The following is a 17726-nucleotide window of genomic DNA, read 5'->3' as shown; positions in this document are numbered from 1 at the left end:
CACCCCAAAACCTACCCCCTACCCCTCAACCCCATACCGCTTGCGAGCCTCGATCGCCAGCCCGCTGCCGATACTGCCAAAGATATTCCCTTCCACATGCCGCGCATTGGGCAGCATCGCCGCCACGCTGTTGCGCAGAGCCGGAATGCCGCTGGAACCGCCGGTGAAGAACACCGTGTCGACCTGCGCCACGCCAACGCCGGCCTTGCTCAGCAGCTCGCTGACACTGCCGCGCACCCGCTCCAGCAGGCCGTCGATGGCGCTTTCGAACAGCGGTCGACTCAGGTCCACCACCAGCCCAGGGTCGATCCTGTCCAAGGGCACCAGGCGGTTCTGCGCCTCGGTGAGCTGGATCTTGGTTTCTTCCACTTCCATGGCCAGCCAGTGCCCGGCCTTCTGTTCGATCAACTTGAACAGCCGGTCGATGCCATCGGTGTCCTGGATGTCGTAGCGCATGCTGCCCAGGGCCAACTGCGATTTCTGCGAGTACACCGAGTTGATGGTGTGCCAGGTTGCCAGGTTCATGTGATGGCTGGTGGGCATGAACGCACCGCTTTTCATCCGGCTGCCGTAGCCGAACAGGGGCATCACGCCTTGCAGGCTCAGCTGCTTGTCGAAATCGGTACCGCCGATGTGCACGCCGCCGGTGGCCAGAATGTCATCGACGCGGTTGTCCAGCTCGCGTCGTTCGGGCGACAGGCGCACCAGCGAGAAGTCGGACGTACCGCCGCCGATGTCGACGATCAGCACCAGCTCCTCGCGCTCGATAGTGGACTCGTAGTCGAACGCCGCGGCGATCGGTTCGAACTGGAACGACACGTCCTTGAAGCCGATCTTGCGAGCCACATCGGTCAGGGTGTCTTCAGCCTCCTGGTCCGCGGCCTGGTCATCGTCAACGAAATGCACCGGACGGCCCAGCACCACCTGCTCGAATTCGCGGCCGGCGTTCGCCTCGGCGCGATTCTTCAGCTCGCCGATGAACATGCCCAACAGATCCTTGAAGGGCAGGGCGGTGCCCAGCACGCTGGTGTCATGCTTGATCAGCTTGGAGCCCAGCAGGCTCTTGAGCGAGCGCATCAGGCGGCCTTCGTAGCCTTCCAGGTATTCATGCAGGGCCAGGCGGCCATACACCGGACGGCGCTCCTCGATGTTGAAGAAGATCACCGAGGGCAGGGTGATCTTGCCGTCCTCCAGCGCGATCAGCGTCTCGGCACCGGGCCGATGCCAGCCGACGGTGGAGTTGGACGTGCCGAAGTCGATGCCGCAGGCGCGGGCGCTAGATGCGTTTTTCATGGTGATCGAGGGTCTGTGCAAAAAACGGCCGCGCAGTGTATGCCACCCACGTACAGAATCAAGGGCCAACCGCGCCTTGAAAGCGCGCCCGTCACCCCAATCTTGTAACCATCGAACGGGTTGCGCCCATGGCTGTTCACATTCAGCCGCCTGCAGCCGATAAACTTCCACTGCACTGCCCGGTCCCAGGATTGAGGCATGGCCGTGCACATTCGCTCATTGATGGTGATCCTTAGATGGACTTCAAAGACTATTACAAGATTCTGGGCGTCGAGCCGACCGCGGACGAAAAGGCGATCAAGACCGCCTATCGCAAGCTCGCGCGCAAGTATCACCCCGACGTCAGCAAGGAAAAGGACGCCGAGGACAAGTTCAAGGAGGCCAGCGAGGCCTATGAGGCCTTGAGCAACGCCGACAAACGTGCCGAGTACGATGAACTGCGCAAATACGGCCAACACGGTCGGCCGTTTCAGGGACCTCCCGGATGGCAGGGTCGGGGTGGCGGTTTCCACGAGGAAAGCGCCGGGGATTTTTCCGATTTCTTCAGCTCCATCTTTGGCAACGCCGGTGGCCGTGGCGCACCCGGCGGCAATCCGTTCGGCCGCGGCGGCCAGCAACGCAGCGCCGGGCGCAGAGGGCAGGACGTGGAAATGGAAATGGCGGTGTTTCTGGAAGAAACCCTGGCTGACGAATCGAAGAAGATCAGTTTCAAAGTGCCCCAGCACAATGCCGCCGGGCAGCGCACCGCCGACCTGACCAAGAACCTCAACGTCAAGATTCCCGCCGGCGTCAGCGATGGCGAGCGCATTCGGCTCAAGGGCCAGGGCGCGCCCGGGGTGGCGGGAGGGGCCAACGGCGACCTGTTTCTGACCGTTCGCCTGGCGCCCCATCCGTTGTTCGAAGTGGACGGTCACGATCTGATCATCCAGGTGCCGCTGGCGCCCTGGGAAGTGGCCCTGGGCACCAAGGTGGCCGTGCCGACCCTCACCGGACGCATCAATCTGACCATCCGCCCCGACAGTCAGAACGCTCAGCGCATGCGCGTCAAGGGCATGGGCCTCAAAGACAAGCAAGGCGGGCGAGGGGACCTGTTCGCGCAGATCAAGGTGGTGATGCCGCCCGCCGCCGATGAGGCCGCCAAGGCCGCATGGCAAGCGCTGGCGGACCAGGCCGGGTTTGATCCGCGGGCCAACTGGGGGCGGTGATCGTGCGTCGCAGTGCAGCCTTCGCGGGCCGACCCGCGAAGGCTGCACCTCTAGCCGTCCAGATGATCACTGCCCAATAGATCCGCCGCACTGATCAACGTGCCCATCTCCAGCCGCACGTCACCCTTGACCAGAGCCCGACTGTTTTTCAGCACCTCGCCCGCATCGGCCGCCAGCCGCGTGGCGCTCCCCCACGGCATGTCCTTGATGCGCAGCCCGACGCATTCGGTCAATTCTGCCAACCCCGGCACGTTCAGGTAGCGGCCCACTCGAGTGTGGTCCACCAGCGCGACCCATTTACCCTCCGGGCGCAGCAGGCGGCTGGCCCGAATCCGTTGCAGCGCGTAGTAATTGCGCATGCTCGCCGCCAGTTGCGGATCGCTGGCCGGCAACCCCTCGCTGCCCAATGCCGCGACGCAATCCAAGGCCTTGACCTTGATGCCCTGGCGACGCGCCTGCTTGACGAGCTGGTAGGGCGTGAAGCGATCGTGGGTCAGGCTTACCGGCATGCCATTCATGCGTCTCAGGTGCTTGGCCAGTGTGGGCACCATGAACTGTTCGGTCAGGTACTCGTCCAGGCCGGCCTGATGCAGATCCTTGCTCAGCCCTTGCAGGTACAACGTATCGACGCCCAGCTCCTTGAGCTGTGCCATGTACTTGATCAGCAGCTTCTTGCTGGCAATGCAGCCTGGGGCTTCACCCACCACCAGCCCGTAGGCGTCGGAGAACACCGCCTCGAAAAAATCGTCCGGGGTGCTCTGGGCGCTGACCTCAGGCACAGCGACGATGGCCGCCGGGCGCGGCGCGGCAAAGAACTCGCGGCTGCGGCGGGCCAGTTTCTCGCGCAAACCGATCAGTTCGCTACGAGCATCCTGCAGCACACTGTCGATGGGCCCTGTCATCAAGCGCTCGGCGTCACGGCCTATCAGGGTCTGCACGGCGAATTCGTACCGTGGCGATGTTTCATAGCCCTGCACTTCCACCGCTACCGACTCGATCGGGCTCGCGGGCCGCGCCGGCACAGGTTCCGCCGCCGCGCTCGCCGTGCCTGATTCGGTATAGAGCTGCCAGCGGTCGTTCCAGTCTCGCTCCACCGGGCGAGTGCCCCAGAGCTCCTGGGCATTGAGCGGATCGATGATGACCCAGCGTTCCAGCAAATCCAGGTAACGCACCTGAAACAGGCTGCCCTGCATGCGGATATACAGGTGTTCGGCGTCCAGTATCAGTACGCCCTCCTTGATACCGCTGCCCGGGATCAACAGTCCGGCGGGCTGCTTGACCGCCAGCGCCGCCAGTTCCGGGTCTGCGATGATGGCCGTCTCGGCGACGGTACCGCTGATGCTGTACACGCCGGTGGCTCGCTCCAGGTCGGCGAACTCGGCCAGCCGGGCCAGGCCCTTCCCCTTGAGCAGCGGCAGATCGAACAGAATTGTCAGGGCGTCGGCCAACGCGGCCAGAAAGGCGGCACGGCGGGTTTCGCGGGTTTCGCCCCGCACGGCGGTGGCCGTGTGCATGCCAAAGCTGACCGAGGCCGCGCCCAGGGTCACCATCGCCGCCAGCGGATCGATGGGCGCCAGGCCGATGCTGATGCGCAGCAGGCCATCGAGGTCGACCATGAACAACTGCTTGCGCAAGGCGTAGTTGGACGTCAGCAGGGTATTGGCATCGTGGGCCAGGCGCCGCCAGACGTTTTCGTAGAGGTGGGTGAACACATCGCCGGTGAGCGCTCGAGTGTGACGGTTGAGCAGGGTCTGACCCGGCGCCCAGGGCTGTCGGGCCATCGTGTCGAGATCGTCCTGCAGCGCCTTCCGGTGGTCAGTGGCAGCGCTGCTGTAATCCACGAAGTGGCCCAGCAGGCGCTTGCGCGAAGCGGGGTCGGCGGCGTTCTGGCTGATCCATTCGTATTGTTGCTTGGCCGAATGGAACACCAGGAACTCCTGGTTGGGGATGTAGATGATCTCGATATTGCCCGGACACTTGACCCGCACGATGGTGGGCGCCACCAGCTCACCGATGCTGAAGGTGTGCACCGTCACCCGTTCGCGGGCACCGAACTCGGTGCGCAGGTCGTCCAGGGTCGGTGGCATCTGGGTGGGGCCGGCCATGGCACTGATCAGCATCTTCAATTGGTTGGTGGTCAGTACGCCATCGGCGTAGGCCTTCCAGGCACCGCTGAAGAACAGTGCCTTCATCAACAGCCGGCCGTTGCTGCTTTCGCTGTCCCAGAAGTGTTCCAGGCGCTGCTTGTAGGCTTGGGCGAAATCCAGGCTCCAGAGGTCGTCCATGAGGCTCAACGGCGTTACCTTGACCTCGTTGTGCTGGTCGTAGACACGGGCGTTGGCATCGTCCTGGTAAACGCCGCTCATGGTGTTGAGGTCGATGCTGTTGACCTGATCGGTGACGTCGAAGCGTTCCAGGATCAGTCGAGTGATGCTCATGGAACGCTCGGGCGGGCCGTAGTGTTCCCAATCGGTGAAGGTCTGATGGTTGGTGTTGGCGTTGTTGAAGCGATGCCAGTAAACCAGGTCTGGATCGTAATCCAGTCCGGTGTGCTGCTTGAGCAGTTCCTGGCCCAGTTCGCGGGCGCAGCGCTCCAGGGCGGGGAAAGCGTCGTAGTGCCGCTCGGCAATGTCCTGCAAAGCCTGCAAGGTGATGGGGGTGCTGCTGGGCATGGGGGCGTTCCGTGCGTGAGAAATGAAGCGCAACGGTACGCAGTGGGGGTGGCGCGATGGCGGTAGATAGATGTGCTGGTATCGCCCGTGCGGCTCCCTTCGCAGGCTTGCCCGCGAAGGGAGCGCTGCACTCAGAACAGGAAATACCGTTGTGCCATCGGCAGTACTTCAGCCGGCTCGCACCACAGCAGCACACCATCGGCCTTGACCTGGTAGGTCTGCGGATCGACATCGATGCTCGGCAGGTAGCCGTTGTGGATCAGGTCGGTTTTCTGCACCGAACGGCAGCCTTTCACCACGCCGATCTGCTTCTTCAAGCCCAACTGCTCCGGCACCCCGGCGTCCAACGCCGCCTGGCTGATGAAGGTTAGGCTGGTGGCATGCCGGGAGCCGCCGAAGCTGGCGAACATCGGGCGGTAGTGCACCGGTTGCGGGGTGGGAATCGAGGCGTTGGCGTCGCCCATCAGACTGGCGGCGATGGCGCCGCCCTTGAGGATCAGGGTCGGTTTCACCCCGAAGAATGCAGGTCGCCATAGCACCAGGTCGGCCCACTTGCCCACTTCCACCGAGCCCACTTCGTGGCTGATGCCGTGGGTGATCGCCGGGTTGATGGTGTACTTGGCGATGTAGCGCTTGGCGCGGAAATTGTCATTGCCGGCCGCGTCCTCGGCCAGTGGCCCGCGCTGCTTCTTCATCTTGTCGGCGGTTTGCCAGGTCCGCGTGATCACCTCGCCCACCCGGCCCATGGCCTGGCTGTCGGAGCTGATCATGGAGAAAGCCCCCAGGTCGTGGAGGATGTCTTCGGCGGCGATGGTTTCACGGCGGATACGGCTTTCGGCAAAGGCCACGTCCTCGGCGATGCTGGGGTCCAGGTGATGGCAAACCATCAACATGTCCAGGTGCTCGTCGATGGTGTTGCGGGTGAACGGCCGGGTCGGGTTGGTGGAGCTGGGCAGAACGTTGGCGAAGCCGCAGGCCTTGATGATGTCCGGGGCATGCCCACCGCCGGCGCCTTCGGTGTGATAGGTGTGGATGGTGCGTCCCTTGAAGGCGGCCAGGGTGGTTTCCACGAAGCCGGACTCGTTGAGGGTGTCGGTGTGGATGGCCACCTGCACGTCGTACTGGTCCGCCACGCTCAGGCAGTTGTCGATGGCGGCCGGGGTGGTGCCCCAGTCTTCGTGCAGCTTCAGGCCGATGGCCCCCGCCTTGACCTGCTCGATCAGCGGTTCCGGGAGGCTGGCGTTGCCCTTGCCGGTGAAGCCGATGTTCATGGCGAACGCGTCTGCAGCCTGCAGCATGCGCGCCATGTGCCACGGCCCGGAGGTGCAGGTGGTGGCATTGGTGCCGGTGGCGGGGCCCGTGCCACCGCCGATCATGGTGGTGACGCCGCTCATCAGCGCTTCTTCGATCTGCTGCGGGCAGATGAAGTGGATGTGGGTGTCGATACCCCCGGCGGTGAGGATCATGCCTTCACCGGCGATCACCTCGGTGCTGGCGCCCACGGCGATGGTCACGTCGGGCTGGATGTCAGGATTGCCGGCCTTGCCGATGGCGGCGATGCGGCCGTCCTTGAGGCCGACATCGGCCTTGACGATGCCCCAGTGATCGATGATCAGGGCATTGGTGATCAAGGTGTCGACCACTTCGGCGGCCAGCAGCTGACCCTGGCCCATGCCATCGCGGATCACCTTGCCGCCGCCGAACTTCACTTCTTCGCCGTAGGTGGTGAAGTCTTTCTCGACTTCGATCCACAGGTCGGTATCGGCCAGGCGCACCTTGTCGCCTACGGTGGGGCCGAACATGTCGGCGTAGGCTTGTCTGGAAATCTTCATTTCGGGTCCTTGTTCAGGATTAGGCGGTGAGGAGGCCAGACCAATCGCGTCTGGGTACTCAACGAATCAAAAAATCAAAGCTCGCCCATCACCCGCCCGGCAAAGCCATACACCCGGCGCAACCCCGCCAGGTCAACCAGCTCGACCTCACGGCTCTGCCCCGGCTCGAAGCGCACCGCGGTGCCCGCTGGAATGTTCAGGCGCATGCCACGGCTGGCGGCGCGGTCGAAGGTCAGGGCGTCGTTGGTTTCGAAAAAATGGTAGTGCGAGCCGACCTGAATCGGCCGGTCGCCGCTGTTGGCCACGGTCAGGCTGAGGGTGCGGCGCCCTGCGTTCAGTTCGATGTCACCGGGCTGGATCTGGTATTGGCCAGGGATCATGCAGTCAGTCCTCAAAGGGTCTTGTAGAAGAAAGCGGTGGCTTTGTAGTGCCCGTCGGGGGTACAGGCGAAGTCGGGGATCTGCCCCGCACGCTTGTAGCCCTGGGCCAGGTAAAAGGTTTCGGCGATGGAGCCGGCTTCGGTGTCCAGGTAGATCAAACCACGCTGTTTCTGCCGCGCCACTTCTTCCACGGCGTTCATCATCTGCTGGCCCAGGCCACGACGCTGGGCGTCGGCGCGCACCAGCAGCTTGCGCACCTCGCAGCGCTTCAAGCCATTGGGTCGCTGGCAGAACACCAGCTGCACGCTGGCCAGCACCCGCTCATCCATCACCACCGCCCACTGCACCATGTCGCCCTGGGCGATCCGTTCCTTCACCTCATCGAAGTACCGGCCGGCGTCTTCGACGCTGGTCCCGGCCATGAAACCGATCGAGGCGTTGTGCTCGATGGCATCGAGCAGCAGGTCGACCAGGCCAGGGCGGTAATGGGCGAAGCTTTCAACGGTGACGCGGCGCAGTTGAGCGGCATTCATCGGGCTTACTCCTTGACGCTGGGAGGAGGCGCGCCGGGGTTCAGGATCAATTGCATGAAGGTCAGGTCCAGCCAGCGGCCGAACTTGATGCCCACTTGCGGCATCTGCCCCGTGATCTTGAAACCCAGGCGCTCGTGCAAGCGAATGGAAGCAGCGTTGCCACTTTCGATGGCCGCCACCATGACGTGTTTGTTGCCGGCCCGGGCGCGTTCGATCAATGCATCGAGCAACTGAGGGCCCAGGCCCTTGCCGCGCTGATCGGCGCGTACATAGACCGAATGTTCGACGCTGTGGCGAAAGCCTTCGAAAGGCCGCCAGTCGCCATAGGAAGCGTAGCCCACAACGGCGTCGAGCTGGTCCACGGCCACCAGAATCGGATAGGCCTGGACCTGGCGTGCGTCGAACCAGGCCTGACGGTTGGCCAGGTCGACCGGTTGCTCGTTCCAGATCGCCGTGGTGTTGAGCACCGCGTCGTTGTAGATGTCGCGTACCGCGGGCAGGTCGGCGGGTACGGCATCACGAATGATGTACGTCATGAGCCAGGGCCTCAGGGAATCGGTTGGTGCACGGTGACCAGTTTGGTACCGTCCGGGAAAGTGGCTTCCACCTGGATCTCGGGGATCATCTCGGGCACGCCTTCCATCACCTGTTCACGGCTGAGCAGGGTGGTGCCGTAATGCATCAGCTGCGCCACGGTCTGGCCATCGCGAGCGCCTTCGAGCAGCGCGGCGGAAATCAGTGCCATGGCTTCCGGGTAGTTCAACTTCACGCCCCGGGCCAGGCGCCGTTCGGCCACCAAACCGGCGGTGAAGATCAGCAGTTTGTCTTTTTCCCTTGGTGTCAGGTCCATGCGTGTTCCTTTGAAATCTTCATTGGCAGTAATGGCCCTTCGCGGGCAGAGCCCGCTCCTACAGGGATCTGCAGTGCACTGCAGATCACCTGTGGGAGGGCAGTAATGGCCCTATCGCGGGCAGAGCCCGCTCCCACAGGGATCATCAGTGCACTGCAGATCACCTGTGGGAAGGCAGTATTGGCCCTATCGCGGGCAGAGCCCGCTCCTACGGGTGATCTGCAGCCACTGAAGATCCCTGTGGGAGCGGGCTCTGCCCGCGATAGGGCCGGCAAAATTTACTCATGTGCTCCAGATTCGAGGCGCCAGCGCTTCACGGCCCAGCAGGGCCGGGCGCAGCAGCGTCCACAATTCGATCAGCCAGTCGCGGGCATGCAGGGCTTCATCGGCCAGGCACCGCGCCACCAGCAACCCAGGCAACTGGCTCAGGTCGCCGCGCACCCGGGTCGACCGTTCGCGGCACTGCTCCAGCAGCGCCGGTTCGATCTCCCCGGTCACCAGCAAGGTGGCGAACACCGGCTTGCCATTCAAGCCGATGGGCGAATCCAGCAAACCATCATTGCCTTCGACACGTTGGCGTTCATGCCACAACAAGCGTCCGTCGCGGCGAATCTGAAGCCTGGACTGGAAGTGCCCCCGGTCGAACCGCTCCGCGGCGGCCGGTCGGCCGACCGCGACGATATCCCAATACAACAGACGGGCATCGCCCTGCAGGTCGATGGAGGTTTCCAGCTCAGCCTGGGCCGCGCTGTAGACGATAGTCTCCTGGGGCATCCACTCCAGCGTGGCGCCGGGCGCTACGCTCAACGCGAGCGTCTGATAAGCCGGGCTGGCCGCCCGATACCATTTGGCCGCGCCGGGGCTGGTCAATTGTGCCCAGGCATCGGCACCCACTCGGGCACTGATGTCGAGCCGATCGCCGCCGGCAATGCCCCCTGGGGGGTGCACGATGATGTGCTGGCACACCTCGGGCCCCTCCGCGTACAGATGCTTCTGCACCCGTAGCGGACCCAGATGCCGGCGTAGCGTCGGCCGGGTGCTGTCGCCAAAGCGCTCGTAGCCCAGCTCCAGCCGGGCATGCCAGCTGGGCGTGTAGAGCAGGGGGGTGACGGGTAGATTCATGGGGAACGAGTCTTTTCTTGATCAGGGCGTCAGGTTAAATGGTTACCAGGCCGCGTACACCCTCGGTTTCCATATTTTCACCGCGACCTTGCTGCACGATCTCACCCCGGGACATCACCAGATACTGGTCCGCCAGCTCCGCGGCAAAATCGTAGAACTGCTCCACCAGCAGAATCGCCATGTCGCCCCTGGCCGCCAGCTTCTTGATCACCACGCCGATTTCCTTGATCACCGAAGGTTGAATCCCTTCAGTGGGCTCGTCCAGGATCAGCAGCCGTGGGCGGCTGGCCAGGGCGCGGCCGATGGCCAACTGTTGCTGCTGGCCTCCCGACAGATCGCCCCCGCGCCGGTGTTTCATCTGCAGCAGTACGGGGAACAACTCGTAGATGAAGGGCGGTACTTCCTTGGCCTGCGAACCTGGAAAGCGCGACAGCCCCATCAGCAGGTTCTCCTCCACGGTCAGGCGGCCGAAGATTTCCCGGCCCTGCGGGACGTAGGCGATACCGGCATGCACCCGCTGGTGGGGTTTGAAGGCGGTGATCGGCTTGCCCTCCCAGGCGACGCTGCCTTCCTTGGCGGGAATCAGCCCCATCAGGCATTTGAGCAAGGTGGTCTTGCCAACGCCGTTGCGGCCGAGCAGGCAGGTCACTTCGCCGACCTTCACGTCGAACGAGAGGCCGCGCAGGATGTGACTGCCGCCGTAGTACTGATGAAGCTTTTCGACTTGGAGCATGGGGTTGATCCTTGTTCTTGCGGTGTCCGGGTGGGCCTCATCGCGGGTAGACCCCGTTCCTGCAGGCCCGAGGGGCTAGCGTCCCAGATAAACCTCGATCACACGTTCATCGGCCTGCACGTCTTCCAGCGAACCCTCGGCCAGAACGCTGCCCTGGTGCAGCACCGTCACATGGTCGGCAATCGAGCCGACAAAGCCCATGTCGTGCTCCACTACCATCAGCGAGTGCTTGCCGGCCAAGGTCTTGAACAGCTCGGCGGTGAACTCGGTCTCGGCATCGGTCATGCCCGCCACCGGCTCATCGAGCAGCAGCAACTGGGGGTCCTGTACCAGCAACATGCCGATTTCCAGAAACTGCTTCTGCCCGTGGGACAACAAGCCGGCCGGACGATTGACCGAGGCCGTCAGGCGAATGGTCTCCAGCACCTGGGCAATGCGATCGTGCTGCTCGCCGCTGAGCCGCGCACGCAGGCTGGCCCACACCGACTTGTCGGTTTTTTGCGCCAGTTCGAGGTTCTCGAACACGCTCAGCGCTTCGAACACCGTCGGCTTCTGGAACTTGCGACCGATGCCGGCCTGAGCGATCTGCACTTCGCTCATGTGGGTCAGGTCCAGGGTTTCGCCGAACCAGGCCTTGCCGGTGGTGGGTCGGGTCTTGCCGGTGATCACGTCCATCAAGGTGGTCTTGCCGGCACCATTGGGGCCGATGATGCAACGCAGCTCACCGACGCCGATGTACAGGTTCAGGTCGTTCAGCGCCTTGAAGCCATCGAAGCTGACGCTGATGTCTTCCAGGGTCAGAATGGTACCGTGACGGGTGTTCAGGCCCGGCCCGCTGGCCTGGCCCAGACCGATCGCGTCGCGGCTGGTGCCGGCGTCGCTGTTGGGTTCCAGGATGGGCTCGAGCATGAATTCAGGGGTGGCGGTGATTCTCATTGCTCGCTCCTTTTCTTCATCAGGCCGATCACGCCCTTGGGCAGGTACAGGGTCACGATGATGAACAACGCGCCGAGGAAGAACAGCCAATACTCGGGGAAGGCCACGGTGAACCAGCTCTTCATGCCGTTGACGATGCCGGCCCCCAGCAGCGGACCGATCAGCGTGCCGCGTCCGCCCAGGGCCACCCACACAGCCGCTTCGATGGAGTTGGTCGGCGACATTTCACTGGGGTTGATGATGCCCACCTGCGGCACGTACAACGCCCCGGCCAGCCCGCACAGGACTGCGCTCAAGACCCACACGAACAACTTGAAGCCGCGTGGATCGTAGCCGCAGAACATCAAGCGGTTTTCCGCGTCGCGCAGCGCCGTCAGCACCCTGCCGAACTTGCTGCGGGCCAGACGCCAGCCCAGGTACAGGCTCAGTACCAGCAGCGCCACGGTGAGCAGGAACAACACCGCGCGCGTGCCTTGGGAAGTGATGCTGAAACCCAGGATGCTGCGAAAGTTGGTGAAGCCGTTGTTACCGCCAAAGCCCGTCTCGTTGCGAAAGAACAGCAGCATGCCGGCGAAGGTCAGGGCCTGGGTCATGATCGAGAAGTACACGCCCTTGATCCGCGAGCGGAAGGCGAAGAAACCGAACACCAGCGCCAGCAGGCCGGGCGCCAATACCACCAGGCACATGGCCCAGAGGAAGTGTTCGGTGCCGACCCAGAACCACGGCAGCTCGGTCCACGAGAGGAAGGTCATGAACGCCGGCAGGCCGTCGCCCGCCGCTTCGCGCATCAGGTACATGCCCATGGCATAGCCGCCCAGGGCAAAGAACAGCCCATGGCCCAGGGACAGCAGGCCGGCATAGCCCCACACCAGGTCCAGGGCCAGCGCAACGATGGCGTAGCAAAGGATCTTGCCCACCAGGGTCAGGGTGTAGGCGGAGACTTGCAGGCTGCTGGTTTCCGGCAGCAGCGAGAGCAGCGGCAGGGCAAGCAGGATCAACAGGACCACCGCGCCGACGGCCAGGGTCACTTTGGGGCCGGCTTTCTGCGCGGCGGTCAGCATCAGGGGCTGGTTCATCAGTCGATCACCCGTCCTTTCAGTGCGAAGAGGCCTTGCGGACGTTTCTGGATGAACAGAATGATCAGCGCGAGGATGAGGATCTTGCCCAGTACCGCACCGATCTGCGGCTCGAGAATCTTGTTGGCGATGCCCAGGCCGAATGCGGCCGAGACGCTACCGGCCAACTGACCGACGCCGCCAAGCACCACCACCAGGAACGAGTCGATGATGTAGCTCTGGCCGAGGTCGGGACCGACGTTGCCGATCTGGCTCAGCGCCACACCGCCCAGGCCGGCGATGCCCGAACCCAGGCCGAAGGCGAGCATGTCCACGCGCCCGGTAGGCACGCCGCAGCAGGCGGCCATGTTGCGGTTCTGGGTTACCGCGCGCACGTTCAGGCCCAGGCGGGTCTTGTTCAGCAGCAGCCAGGTCAGCACTACCACGAACAGCGCGAAGGCAATGATCACGATGCGGTTGTACGGCAGCACCAGGTTGGGCAACACCTGCCAGCCGCCCGACAGCCAGGCCGGGTTGGCCACTTCGACGTTTTGCGCACCGAAGATCAGGCGGATGGCCTGGATCAGCATCAGGCTGATGCCCCAGGTCGCCAGCAGGGTTTCCAGCGGGCGGCCGTACAGGTGGCGAATGACCGTGCGCTCCAGAATCATGCCGACCCCAGCGGTGACGAAGAACGCCACCGGCAGGGCGATGAGTGGGTAGTACTCGATGGCGCCAGGGGCGATGCGCTGGATCAGCATCTGCACCACATAGGTGGAGTAGGCGCCGAGCATGAGCATCTCGCCGTGGGCCATGTTGATCACCCCCAGCAAACCGAAGGTGATCGCCAGCCCAAGTGCCGCCAGCAACAGGATCGAACCCAGGGACATGCCGCTGAAGGCCTGGCCCAGTATGTCGCCGATCATCAGCTTGCGTTTGACCTGCACCAGGCTGGTCTCGGCGGCGGTGCGTACACCGGTATCGGTTTCGACGGCCGGGTCCAGCAGATTTTCCAGACGGGTGCGGGCCAATGGCTCGCCGGTTTCGCCCAGCAGACGCACAGCGGCCAGGCGTACCGCCGGGTTGGGGTCGACCAATTGCAGGTTGGCCAGCGCCAGGGTCAGGGCGGTTTTCACCGTTTCGTCCTGTTCGCCAGCGGTCTGGTGGTCGAGCAGGGCCAACTGATTAGGTTGCGCCGAGCGTTGCAGTTGCCGCGCCGCTGCCAGACGCACCTGTACGTCGTTGCTCAGCAGTTGGTGGCTGGCCAGGGCGGTTTCCACCAGGCCACGCAAGCGGTTGTTCAAGCGCAGCTTGCGCACCGGTTCGACGGCTGCAGCGGTGCCATCGGCGGCCACCATCTGCGCGTTGGTCTCGATGAACGGCTTCTTGTCGGCATCGGCGGCCACGCGTCCTTCCTGCAAGGCCGTCAGCAACTCGAGGCGCGCGGGGTTGGGTTGCGCAGCCCAGGTCTCCAGCAGGCGGACCTGATCGGAGGAGGACGCGGCGGTGAAATCGCTGGCGTCGTTGGCGCTGGCCAAAAACGGCCACGCGAGGACAGCAGCGAGAAGAAATCTATAGAGGGACATGGCTACGTCCTGAAAAGGGCAGCGGTGGAGCCTGCGGGGCAGAGCCCTCTGCGGGAGCGGGTTGTACCCGCGATGGGGGCGAGGCCGACACACTGCCAGAGAGGCTCAGCAGGCAATCCCGCTGGGCCCCCGAGGCTTATTGGATCAGTTGCTCTTCACCGCGTAATCCGGCTTCTTGTCGTTACCCGGAATGAACGGGCTCCAAGGCTGGGCGCGGATCGGCTCCTTGGTCTGCCAGACCACGTTGAACTGGCCGTTGTCTTCGATCTCGCCAATCATCACCGGCTTGTGCAGGTGGTGGTTGGTCTTGTCCATGGTCAGGGTGTAACCCGACGGCGCGGCGAAGGTCTGGCCGCCCATGGCTTCGCGGACCTTGTCGACATCGGTGGACTTGGCCTTGTTGGCCGCCTGGGCCCACATGTTGATGCCCACGTAGGTGGCTTCCATCGGGTCGTTGGTGACCACGGTGTCGGCGTTCGGCAGGTTTTTCTTCTTGGCGTAGGCTTTCCAGTCAGCCACGAACTGGGTGTTTTCCTTGTTCTCGACCGATTCGAAGTAGTTCCAGGCGGCCAGGTTGCCCACCAACGGTTTGGTGTCGATGCCGCGCAGCTCTTCTTCGCCCACCGAGAACGCCACTACCGGCACATCGGTAGCCTTCAGGCCCTGGTTGGCCAGTTCCTTGTAGAACGGCACGTTGGAGTCACCGTTGACGGTGGAGATGACCGCGGTCTTGCCACCGGCGGAGAATTTCTTGATGTTGGAAACGATGGTCTGGTAGTCCGAATGCCCGAACGGGGTGTAGACCTCTTCGATGTCCTTGTCGGCCACGCCTTTGGAGTGCAGGAACGCGCGCAGAATCTTGTTGGTGGTACGTGGGTAGACGTAGTCGGTGCCCAGCAGGAAGTAACGCTTGGCCGCGCCGCCGTCGTCGCTCATCAGGTATTCGACGGCCGGGATAGCCTGCTGGTTGGGTGCCGCGCCGGTGTAGAAGACGTTGGGCGACATCTCTTCGCCTTCGTACTGCACGGGGTAGAACAACAGGCCGTTGAGTTCTTCGAACACCGGCAGCACCGATTTGCGCGAGACCGACGTCCAGCAGCCGAACACCACGGCAACCTTGTCCTGGGTCAGCAACTGGCGCGCCTTCTCGGCGAACAGGGGCCAGTTGGACGCTGGGTCGACGACCACAGGTTCAAGCATCTTGCCGTTGACGCCGCCCTTGGCGTTGATTTCGTCGATGGTCATCAACGCCATGTCTTTGAGGGAAGTCTCCGAGATCGCCATGGTTCCCGACAGCGAGTGCAGAATGCCGACCTTGATGGTTTCAGCAGCCTGGATCGTCCAGGACAGGCCCATGGCGGCAATCGATGCGGAAAGGGTAAACGCCTTGATCAAGCTGCGACGCTTCATTGTGCAATCTCCATGTACGAATGTTTTTTTAGTGAGGCAGATGGGGACTTCTCGCAGGAGTATTGCAAGGGGTGTGCCGAGATGAAGCCAAGCCGCAAGACGAGGGACCGGCGCCAGCGCGCCTGCCAACAACGCCCGCTTTTAGTGCCCACCGACCGATGCGGTGCGCCGGCATGCATCATCCTGGAGCGCGGATCTCACCGCTCGTAGGAGCGACGTAAAGCCGCGAAGAGGCCGGAACGGACACCGCCTCGCTTAAGATGTGCGCTGCCTGGGCGGGCGCCTTCTCGGCATCGCCACCGGCCACACATCCAAGACAGCGAACGCTAAAACAAAATCGTGAACCCCATCCGACCTATCAAAAACACCAGCAGCACCAGGAAGAACAGGCGAATGAAACCGCTGCCATAACGCAGTGCGAGGCATACGCCCGTGACAGAACCCGCGATATTGCAGGCCGCCACCACGCTACCCACGGCCCACAACACATGGCCCGCTGGGACAAAGAACAACAACGCAGCGCAGAATGTTCCAAGATTGACCAGCTTTGCGGACGCAGATGCATTGAGAAAATCGAAACCAAAGTATCTGACGAAGGCAAAAATCAGCAGGCTACCGCTGCCGGGCCCGAAGAGACCGTCGTAGAACCCGATCAGCCCTCCAATGAATAGACCGACCATAACTTCTTTGAAGCGGCATTGAACAAAGGTGTGCGTTCTACCAAGATCTTTCTTGGCAAAGGTGTACACCGCCATCACTATCAAAGCGATGAACACGCCATATTCCATCGACGCCTTCGGAATCAGCGAAGTAGACAATGCCCCGATGAAAGCGAACAGGAAGGCTGACAACATCGTCGGAATGACAAGCTTCCAGGCGATATGGACTTTTTTCATATAGCCGAGCAGGGAAAACAGGTTGCCCGCTAGAACCGCGAGTTTGTTCGTGCCCAGTACGGTCGGGAGGCTGTGTTGTGGCAAAGCGTGCAATAAGGCAGGTACCTGTATCAAACCACCACCGCCGACCGCCGCATCGATGAGGCCACCACAAAAAGCGAAGATACCCAGGATCACAAGGCTTTGATCAAAGTGCATGAGCGGTTTGCATCCATGTACATCTTGGGTTGGGGGGTAACGTGGAAACTAGTGACTTGCTGGGCTGTGAACAAGTGATTTATAACGAATGGTGAATTCAGTTTGGATGAGTCTTTCGGTAATGGAACTATCTCAAATAAAGATGTTTAAAGTTGTTGCAGAGCAGGGCAGTATCGCCCGCGCTTCTGAGTTGCTGCACTGCGTGCCTTCGAATATTACAAATCGCATCAAGCTTCTGGAGTCGGAACTTGAGGTAGAGCTGTTCATCCGAACGGGCAGGGGGCTGGTCATCAGCGCTTCCGGGGCGATCTTTCTGGGTTACGCCAATGACATTCTGGCAATGTGCGATGAAGCGCGACGCGCGTTGCAGCCCGATTCACCCCCCTCCGGGGTGCTGAAGCTGGGGGCCATCGAGTCATCGGCGACGGGCCGACTGCCCGCGCTGCTATCGAAGTACAACGCCGGTTGTCCTGCGGTGCGAATGCAGCTTAGTACGGGAACATGGCCCGAACTGGTCACCCAGGTGGTCGATCACCGCCTCGATGGAGCCATCATCGCTTGCCGGGCAGAGCAGGCAGATCTGGAGTGCATGGAGATATACCAGGAGGCGCTGGTGGTGATTGCTAGCGCGGCGGCTGAAAGCAGCACCGGGCCGGCCGTTACGCAGGGCCAGACCTGGTTCATGTGGCCCGCGGGATGCCCCTACCGACAAGCACTCGAGCATTGGATGCACCAGAACGCTGTATCGGCGCCTATTACCGATATAGCCAGTTACGGCACCATTCTCGGTTGTGTTGCCGCCGGGGCAGGGATGTCTCTAGTCCCGGCAGGGGTGTTCGAGCAATTCAAAGGCATTGGAAATATCAGAGCCCATGCATTGGACGGGCTGGCGCCGGTGCAGAACTACTTCATCTCCAATCGAAAGTCCGGGGTGCACCGCGCCAGGGATGCCTTTGTTCAATTGATCAAGGAGCAGCTACACCACGGCTGAATGTCGGGGGCTTGCTGGCCTCTTCGCGGCTTCA

Annotated in this window: 16 protein-coding genes; 2 read left to right on the top strand and 14 right to left on the bottom strand. The window is 62.6% G+C overall.

Features of this window, described 5'->3' with window-relative positions; translation table 11 throughout:
* Positions 1–18 precede the first annotated feature (18 nt).
* Positions 19–1293: an Hsp70 family protein gene (locus B3397_RS16080; protein WP_296251889.1), complete on the bottom strand. Its 1275-nt coding sequence runs from the start codon at positions 1291–1293 to the stop codon at positions 19–21.
* 236 nt (positions 1294–1529) lie between these two features.
* Between B3397_RS16080 and cbpA the strand changes: the two genes are divergently transcribed.
* Complete coding sequence (gene cbpA / locus B3397_RS16075; protein WP_296251886.1) at positions 1530–2498, top strand: curved DNA-binding protein; 969 nt, start codon at positions 1530–1532, stop codon at positions 2496–2498.
* A gap of 50 nt (positions 2499–2548) precedes the next feature.
* Here cbpA and B3397_RS16070 read toward each other — a convergent pair whose 3' ends face one another.
* From B3397_RS16070 to B3397_RS16010, 13 genes are all read right to left on the bottom strand, one after another.
* Complete coding sequence (locus tag B3397_RS16070; protein WP_296251883.1) at positions 2549–5170, bottom strand: membrane-targeted effector domain-containing toxin; 2622 nt, start codon at positions 5168–5170, stop codon at positions 2549–2551.
* Between the two features lie 131 nt (positions 5171–5301).
* On the bottom strand, positions 5302–7002 hold the full coding sequence (ureC, locus tag B3397_RS16065; RefSeq protein WP_296251880.1) for an urease subunit alpha: 1701 nt from the start codon (positions 7000–7002) through the stop codon (positions 5302–5304).
* Positions 7003–7076: 74 nt separating this feature from the next.
* Positions 7077–7382: an urease subunit beta gene (locus B3397_RS16060; protein ID WP_296251877.1), complete on the bottom strand. Its 306-nt coding sequence runs from the start codon at positions 7380–7382 to the stop codon at positions 7077–7079.
* A gap of 11 nt (positions 7383–7393) precedes the next feature.
* The gene (locus B3397_RS16055) at positions 7394–7915 is read right to left on the bottom strand and encodes a GNAT family N-acetyltransferase (protein WP_296251875.1); all 522 of its coding nucleotides are present in this window, start codon (positions 7913–7915) and stop codon (positions 7394–7396) included.
* A gap of 5 nt (positions 7916–7920) precedes the next feature.
* The gene (locus B3397_RS16050; protein ID WP_296251872.1) at positions 7921–8451 is read right to left on the bottom strand and encodes a GNAT family N-acetyltransferase; all 531 of its coding nucleotides are present in this window, start codon (positions 8449–8451) and stop codon (positions 7921–7923) included.
* Between the two features lie 11 nt (positions 8452–8462).
* The gene (locus B3397_RS16045; RefSeq protein WP_296251869.1) at positions 8463–8765 is read right to left on the bottom strand and encodes an urease subunit gamma; all 303 of its coding nucleotides are present in this window, start codon (positions 8763–8765) and stop codon (positions 8463–8465) included.
* A 282-nt stretch (positions 8766–9047) separates the two neighbouring features.
* Positions 9048–9887 (bottom strand): urease accessory protein UreD, encoded by an 840-nt coding sequence (locus B3397_RS16040; protein ID WP_296251866.1) that lies wholly within the window; start codon positions 9885–9887, stop codon positions 9048–9050.
* A 34-nt stretch (positions 9888–9921) separates the two neighbouring features.
* Positions 9922–10620 (bottom strand): urea ABC transporter ATP-binding subunit UrtE, encoded by a 699-nt coding sequence (urtE, locus tag B3397_RS16035; RefSeq protein WP_296251863.1) that lies wholly within the window; start codon positions 10618–10620, stop codon positions 9922–9924.
* Positions 10621–10695: 75 nt separating this feature from the next.
* Complete coding sequence (gene urtD / locus B3397_RS16030) at positions 10696–11556, bottom strand: urea ABC transporter ATP-binding protein UrtD (RefSeq protein WP_414704396.1); 861 nt, start codon at positions 11554–11556, stop codon at positions 10696–10698.
* Positions 11553–12632, bottom strand: coding sequence for an urea ABC transporter permease subunit UrtC (gene urtC / locus B3397_RS16025; RefSeq protein ID WP_296251860.1), 1080 nt, complete (start codon positions 12630–12632; stop codon positions 11553–11555). Before urtC ends, urtD begins: the two co-directional genes overlap by 4 nt.
* Positions 12632–14197 carry an urea ABC transporter permease subunit UrtB gene (gene urtB, locus B3397_RS16020; RefSeq protein ID WP_296251857.1) on the bottom strand — a complete coding sequence of 522 codons (1566 nt, stop codon included), beginning with the start codon at positions 14195–14197 and terminating at the stop codon, positions 12632–12634. Before urtB ends, urtC begins: the two co-directional genes overlap by 1 nt.
* 144 nt (positions 14198–14341) lie before the next feature.
* Positions 14342–15607, bottom strand: coding sequence for an urea ABC transporter substrate-binding protein (gene urtA / locus B3397_RS16015; RefSeq protein WP_296251855.1), 1266 nt, complete (start codon positions 15605–15607; stop codon positions 14342–14344).
* Between the two features lie 326 nt (positions 15608–15933).
* Entirely contained in the window at positions 15934–16701 is a 768-nt protein-coding gene (locus tag B3397_RS16010; protein WP_296251854.1) for a sulfite exporter TauE/SafE family protein, read from the bottom strand.
* A 121-nt stretch (positions 16702–16822) separates the two neighbouring features.
* Here B3397_RS16010 and B3397_RS16005 point away from each other — a divergent pair, with 121 nt between their 5' ends.
* The gene (locus tag B3397_RS16005; protein ID WP_296251965.1) at positions 16823–17692 is read left to right on the top strand and encodes a LysR substrate-binding domain-containing protein; all 870 of its coding nucleotides are present in this window, start codon (positions 16823–16825) and stop codon (positions 17690–17692) included.
* Positions 17693–17726: the final 34 nt, after the last annotated feature.

The sequence above is a fragment of the Pseudomonas sp. UBA4194 genome (assembly GCF_002379585.1).
GTDB lineage: Bacteria > Pseudomonadota > Gammaproteobacteria > Pseudomonadales > Pseudomonadaceae > Aquipseudomonas.
Note: the sequence above shows the minus strand (reverse complement) of the source record. Positions and strands in the feature narration are given on the sequence as shown.

Excerpts from the sequence above, each read along its gene's own strand:
- B3397_RS16080 (WP_296251889.1), bottom strand. The coding sequence starts at position 1,293 with ATGAAAAACGCATCTAGCGCCCGCGCCTGCGGCATCGACTTCGGCACG.
- cbpA (WP_296251886.1), top strand. The coding sequence starts at position 1,530 with ATGGACTTCAAAGACTATTACAAGATTCTGGGCGTCGAGCCGACCGCG.
- B3397_RS16070 (WP_296251883.1), bottom strand. The coding sequence starts at position 5,170 with ATGCCCAGCAGCACCCCCATCACCTTGCAGGCTTTGCAGGACATTGCC.
- ureC (WP_296251880.1), bottom strand. The coding sequence starts at position 7,002 with ATGAAGATTTCCAGACAAGCCTACGCCGACATGTTCGGCCCCACCGTA.
- B3397_RS16060 (WP_296251877.1), bottom strand. The coding sequence starts at position 7,382 with ATGATCCCTGGCCAATACCAGATCCAGCCCGGTGACATCGAACTGAAC.
- B3397_RS16055 (WP_296251875.1), bottom strand. The coding sequence starts at position 7,915 with ATGAATGCCGCTCAACTGCGCCGCGTCACCGTTGAAAGCTTCGCCCAT.
- B3397_RS16050 (WP_296251872.1), bottom strand. The coding sequence starts at position 8,451 with ATGACGTACATCATTCGTGATGCCGTACCCGCCGACCTGCCCGCGGTA.
- B3397_RS16045 (WP_296251869.1), bottom strand. The coding sequence starts at position 8,765 with ATGGACCTGACACCAAGGGAAAAAGACAAACTGCTGATCTTCACCGCC.
- B3397_RS16040 (WP_296251866.1), bottom strand. The coding sequence starts at position 9,887 with ATGAATCTACCCGTCACCCCCCTGCTCTACACGCCCAGCTGGCATGCC.
- urtE (WP_296251863.1), bottom strand. The coding sequence starts at position 10,620 with ATGCTCCAAGTCGAAAAGCTTCATCAGTACTACGGCGGCAGTCACATC.
- urtD (WP_414704396.1), bottom strand. The coding sequence starts at position 11,556 with ATGAGAATCACCGCCACCCCTGAATTCATGCTCGAGCCCATCCTGGAA.
- urtC (WP_296251860.1), bottom strand. The coding sequence starts at position 12,632 with ATGAACCAGCCCCTGATGCTGACCGCCGCGCAGAAAGCCGGCCCCAAA.
- urtB (WP_296251857.1), bottom strand. The coding sequence starts at position 14,197 with ATGTCCCTCTATAGATTTCTTCTCGCTGCTGTCCTCGCGTGGCCGTTT.
- urtA (WP_296251855.1), bottom strand. The coding sequence starts at position 15,607 with ATGAAGCGTCGCAGCTTGATCAAGGCGTTTACCCTTTCCGCATCGATT.
- B3397_RS16010 (WP_296251854.1), bottom strand. The coding sequence starts at position 16,701 with ATGCACTTTGATCAAAGCCTTGTGATCCTGGGTATCTTCGCTTTTTGT.
- B3397_RS16005 (WP_296251965.1), top strand. The coding sequence starts at position 16,823 with ATGGAACTATCTCAAATAAAGATGTTTAAAGTTGTTGCAGAGCAGGGC.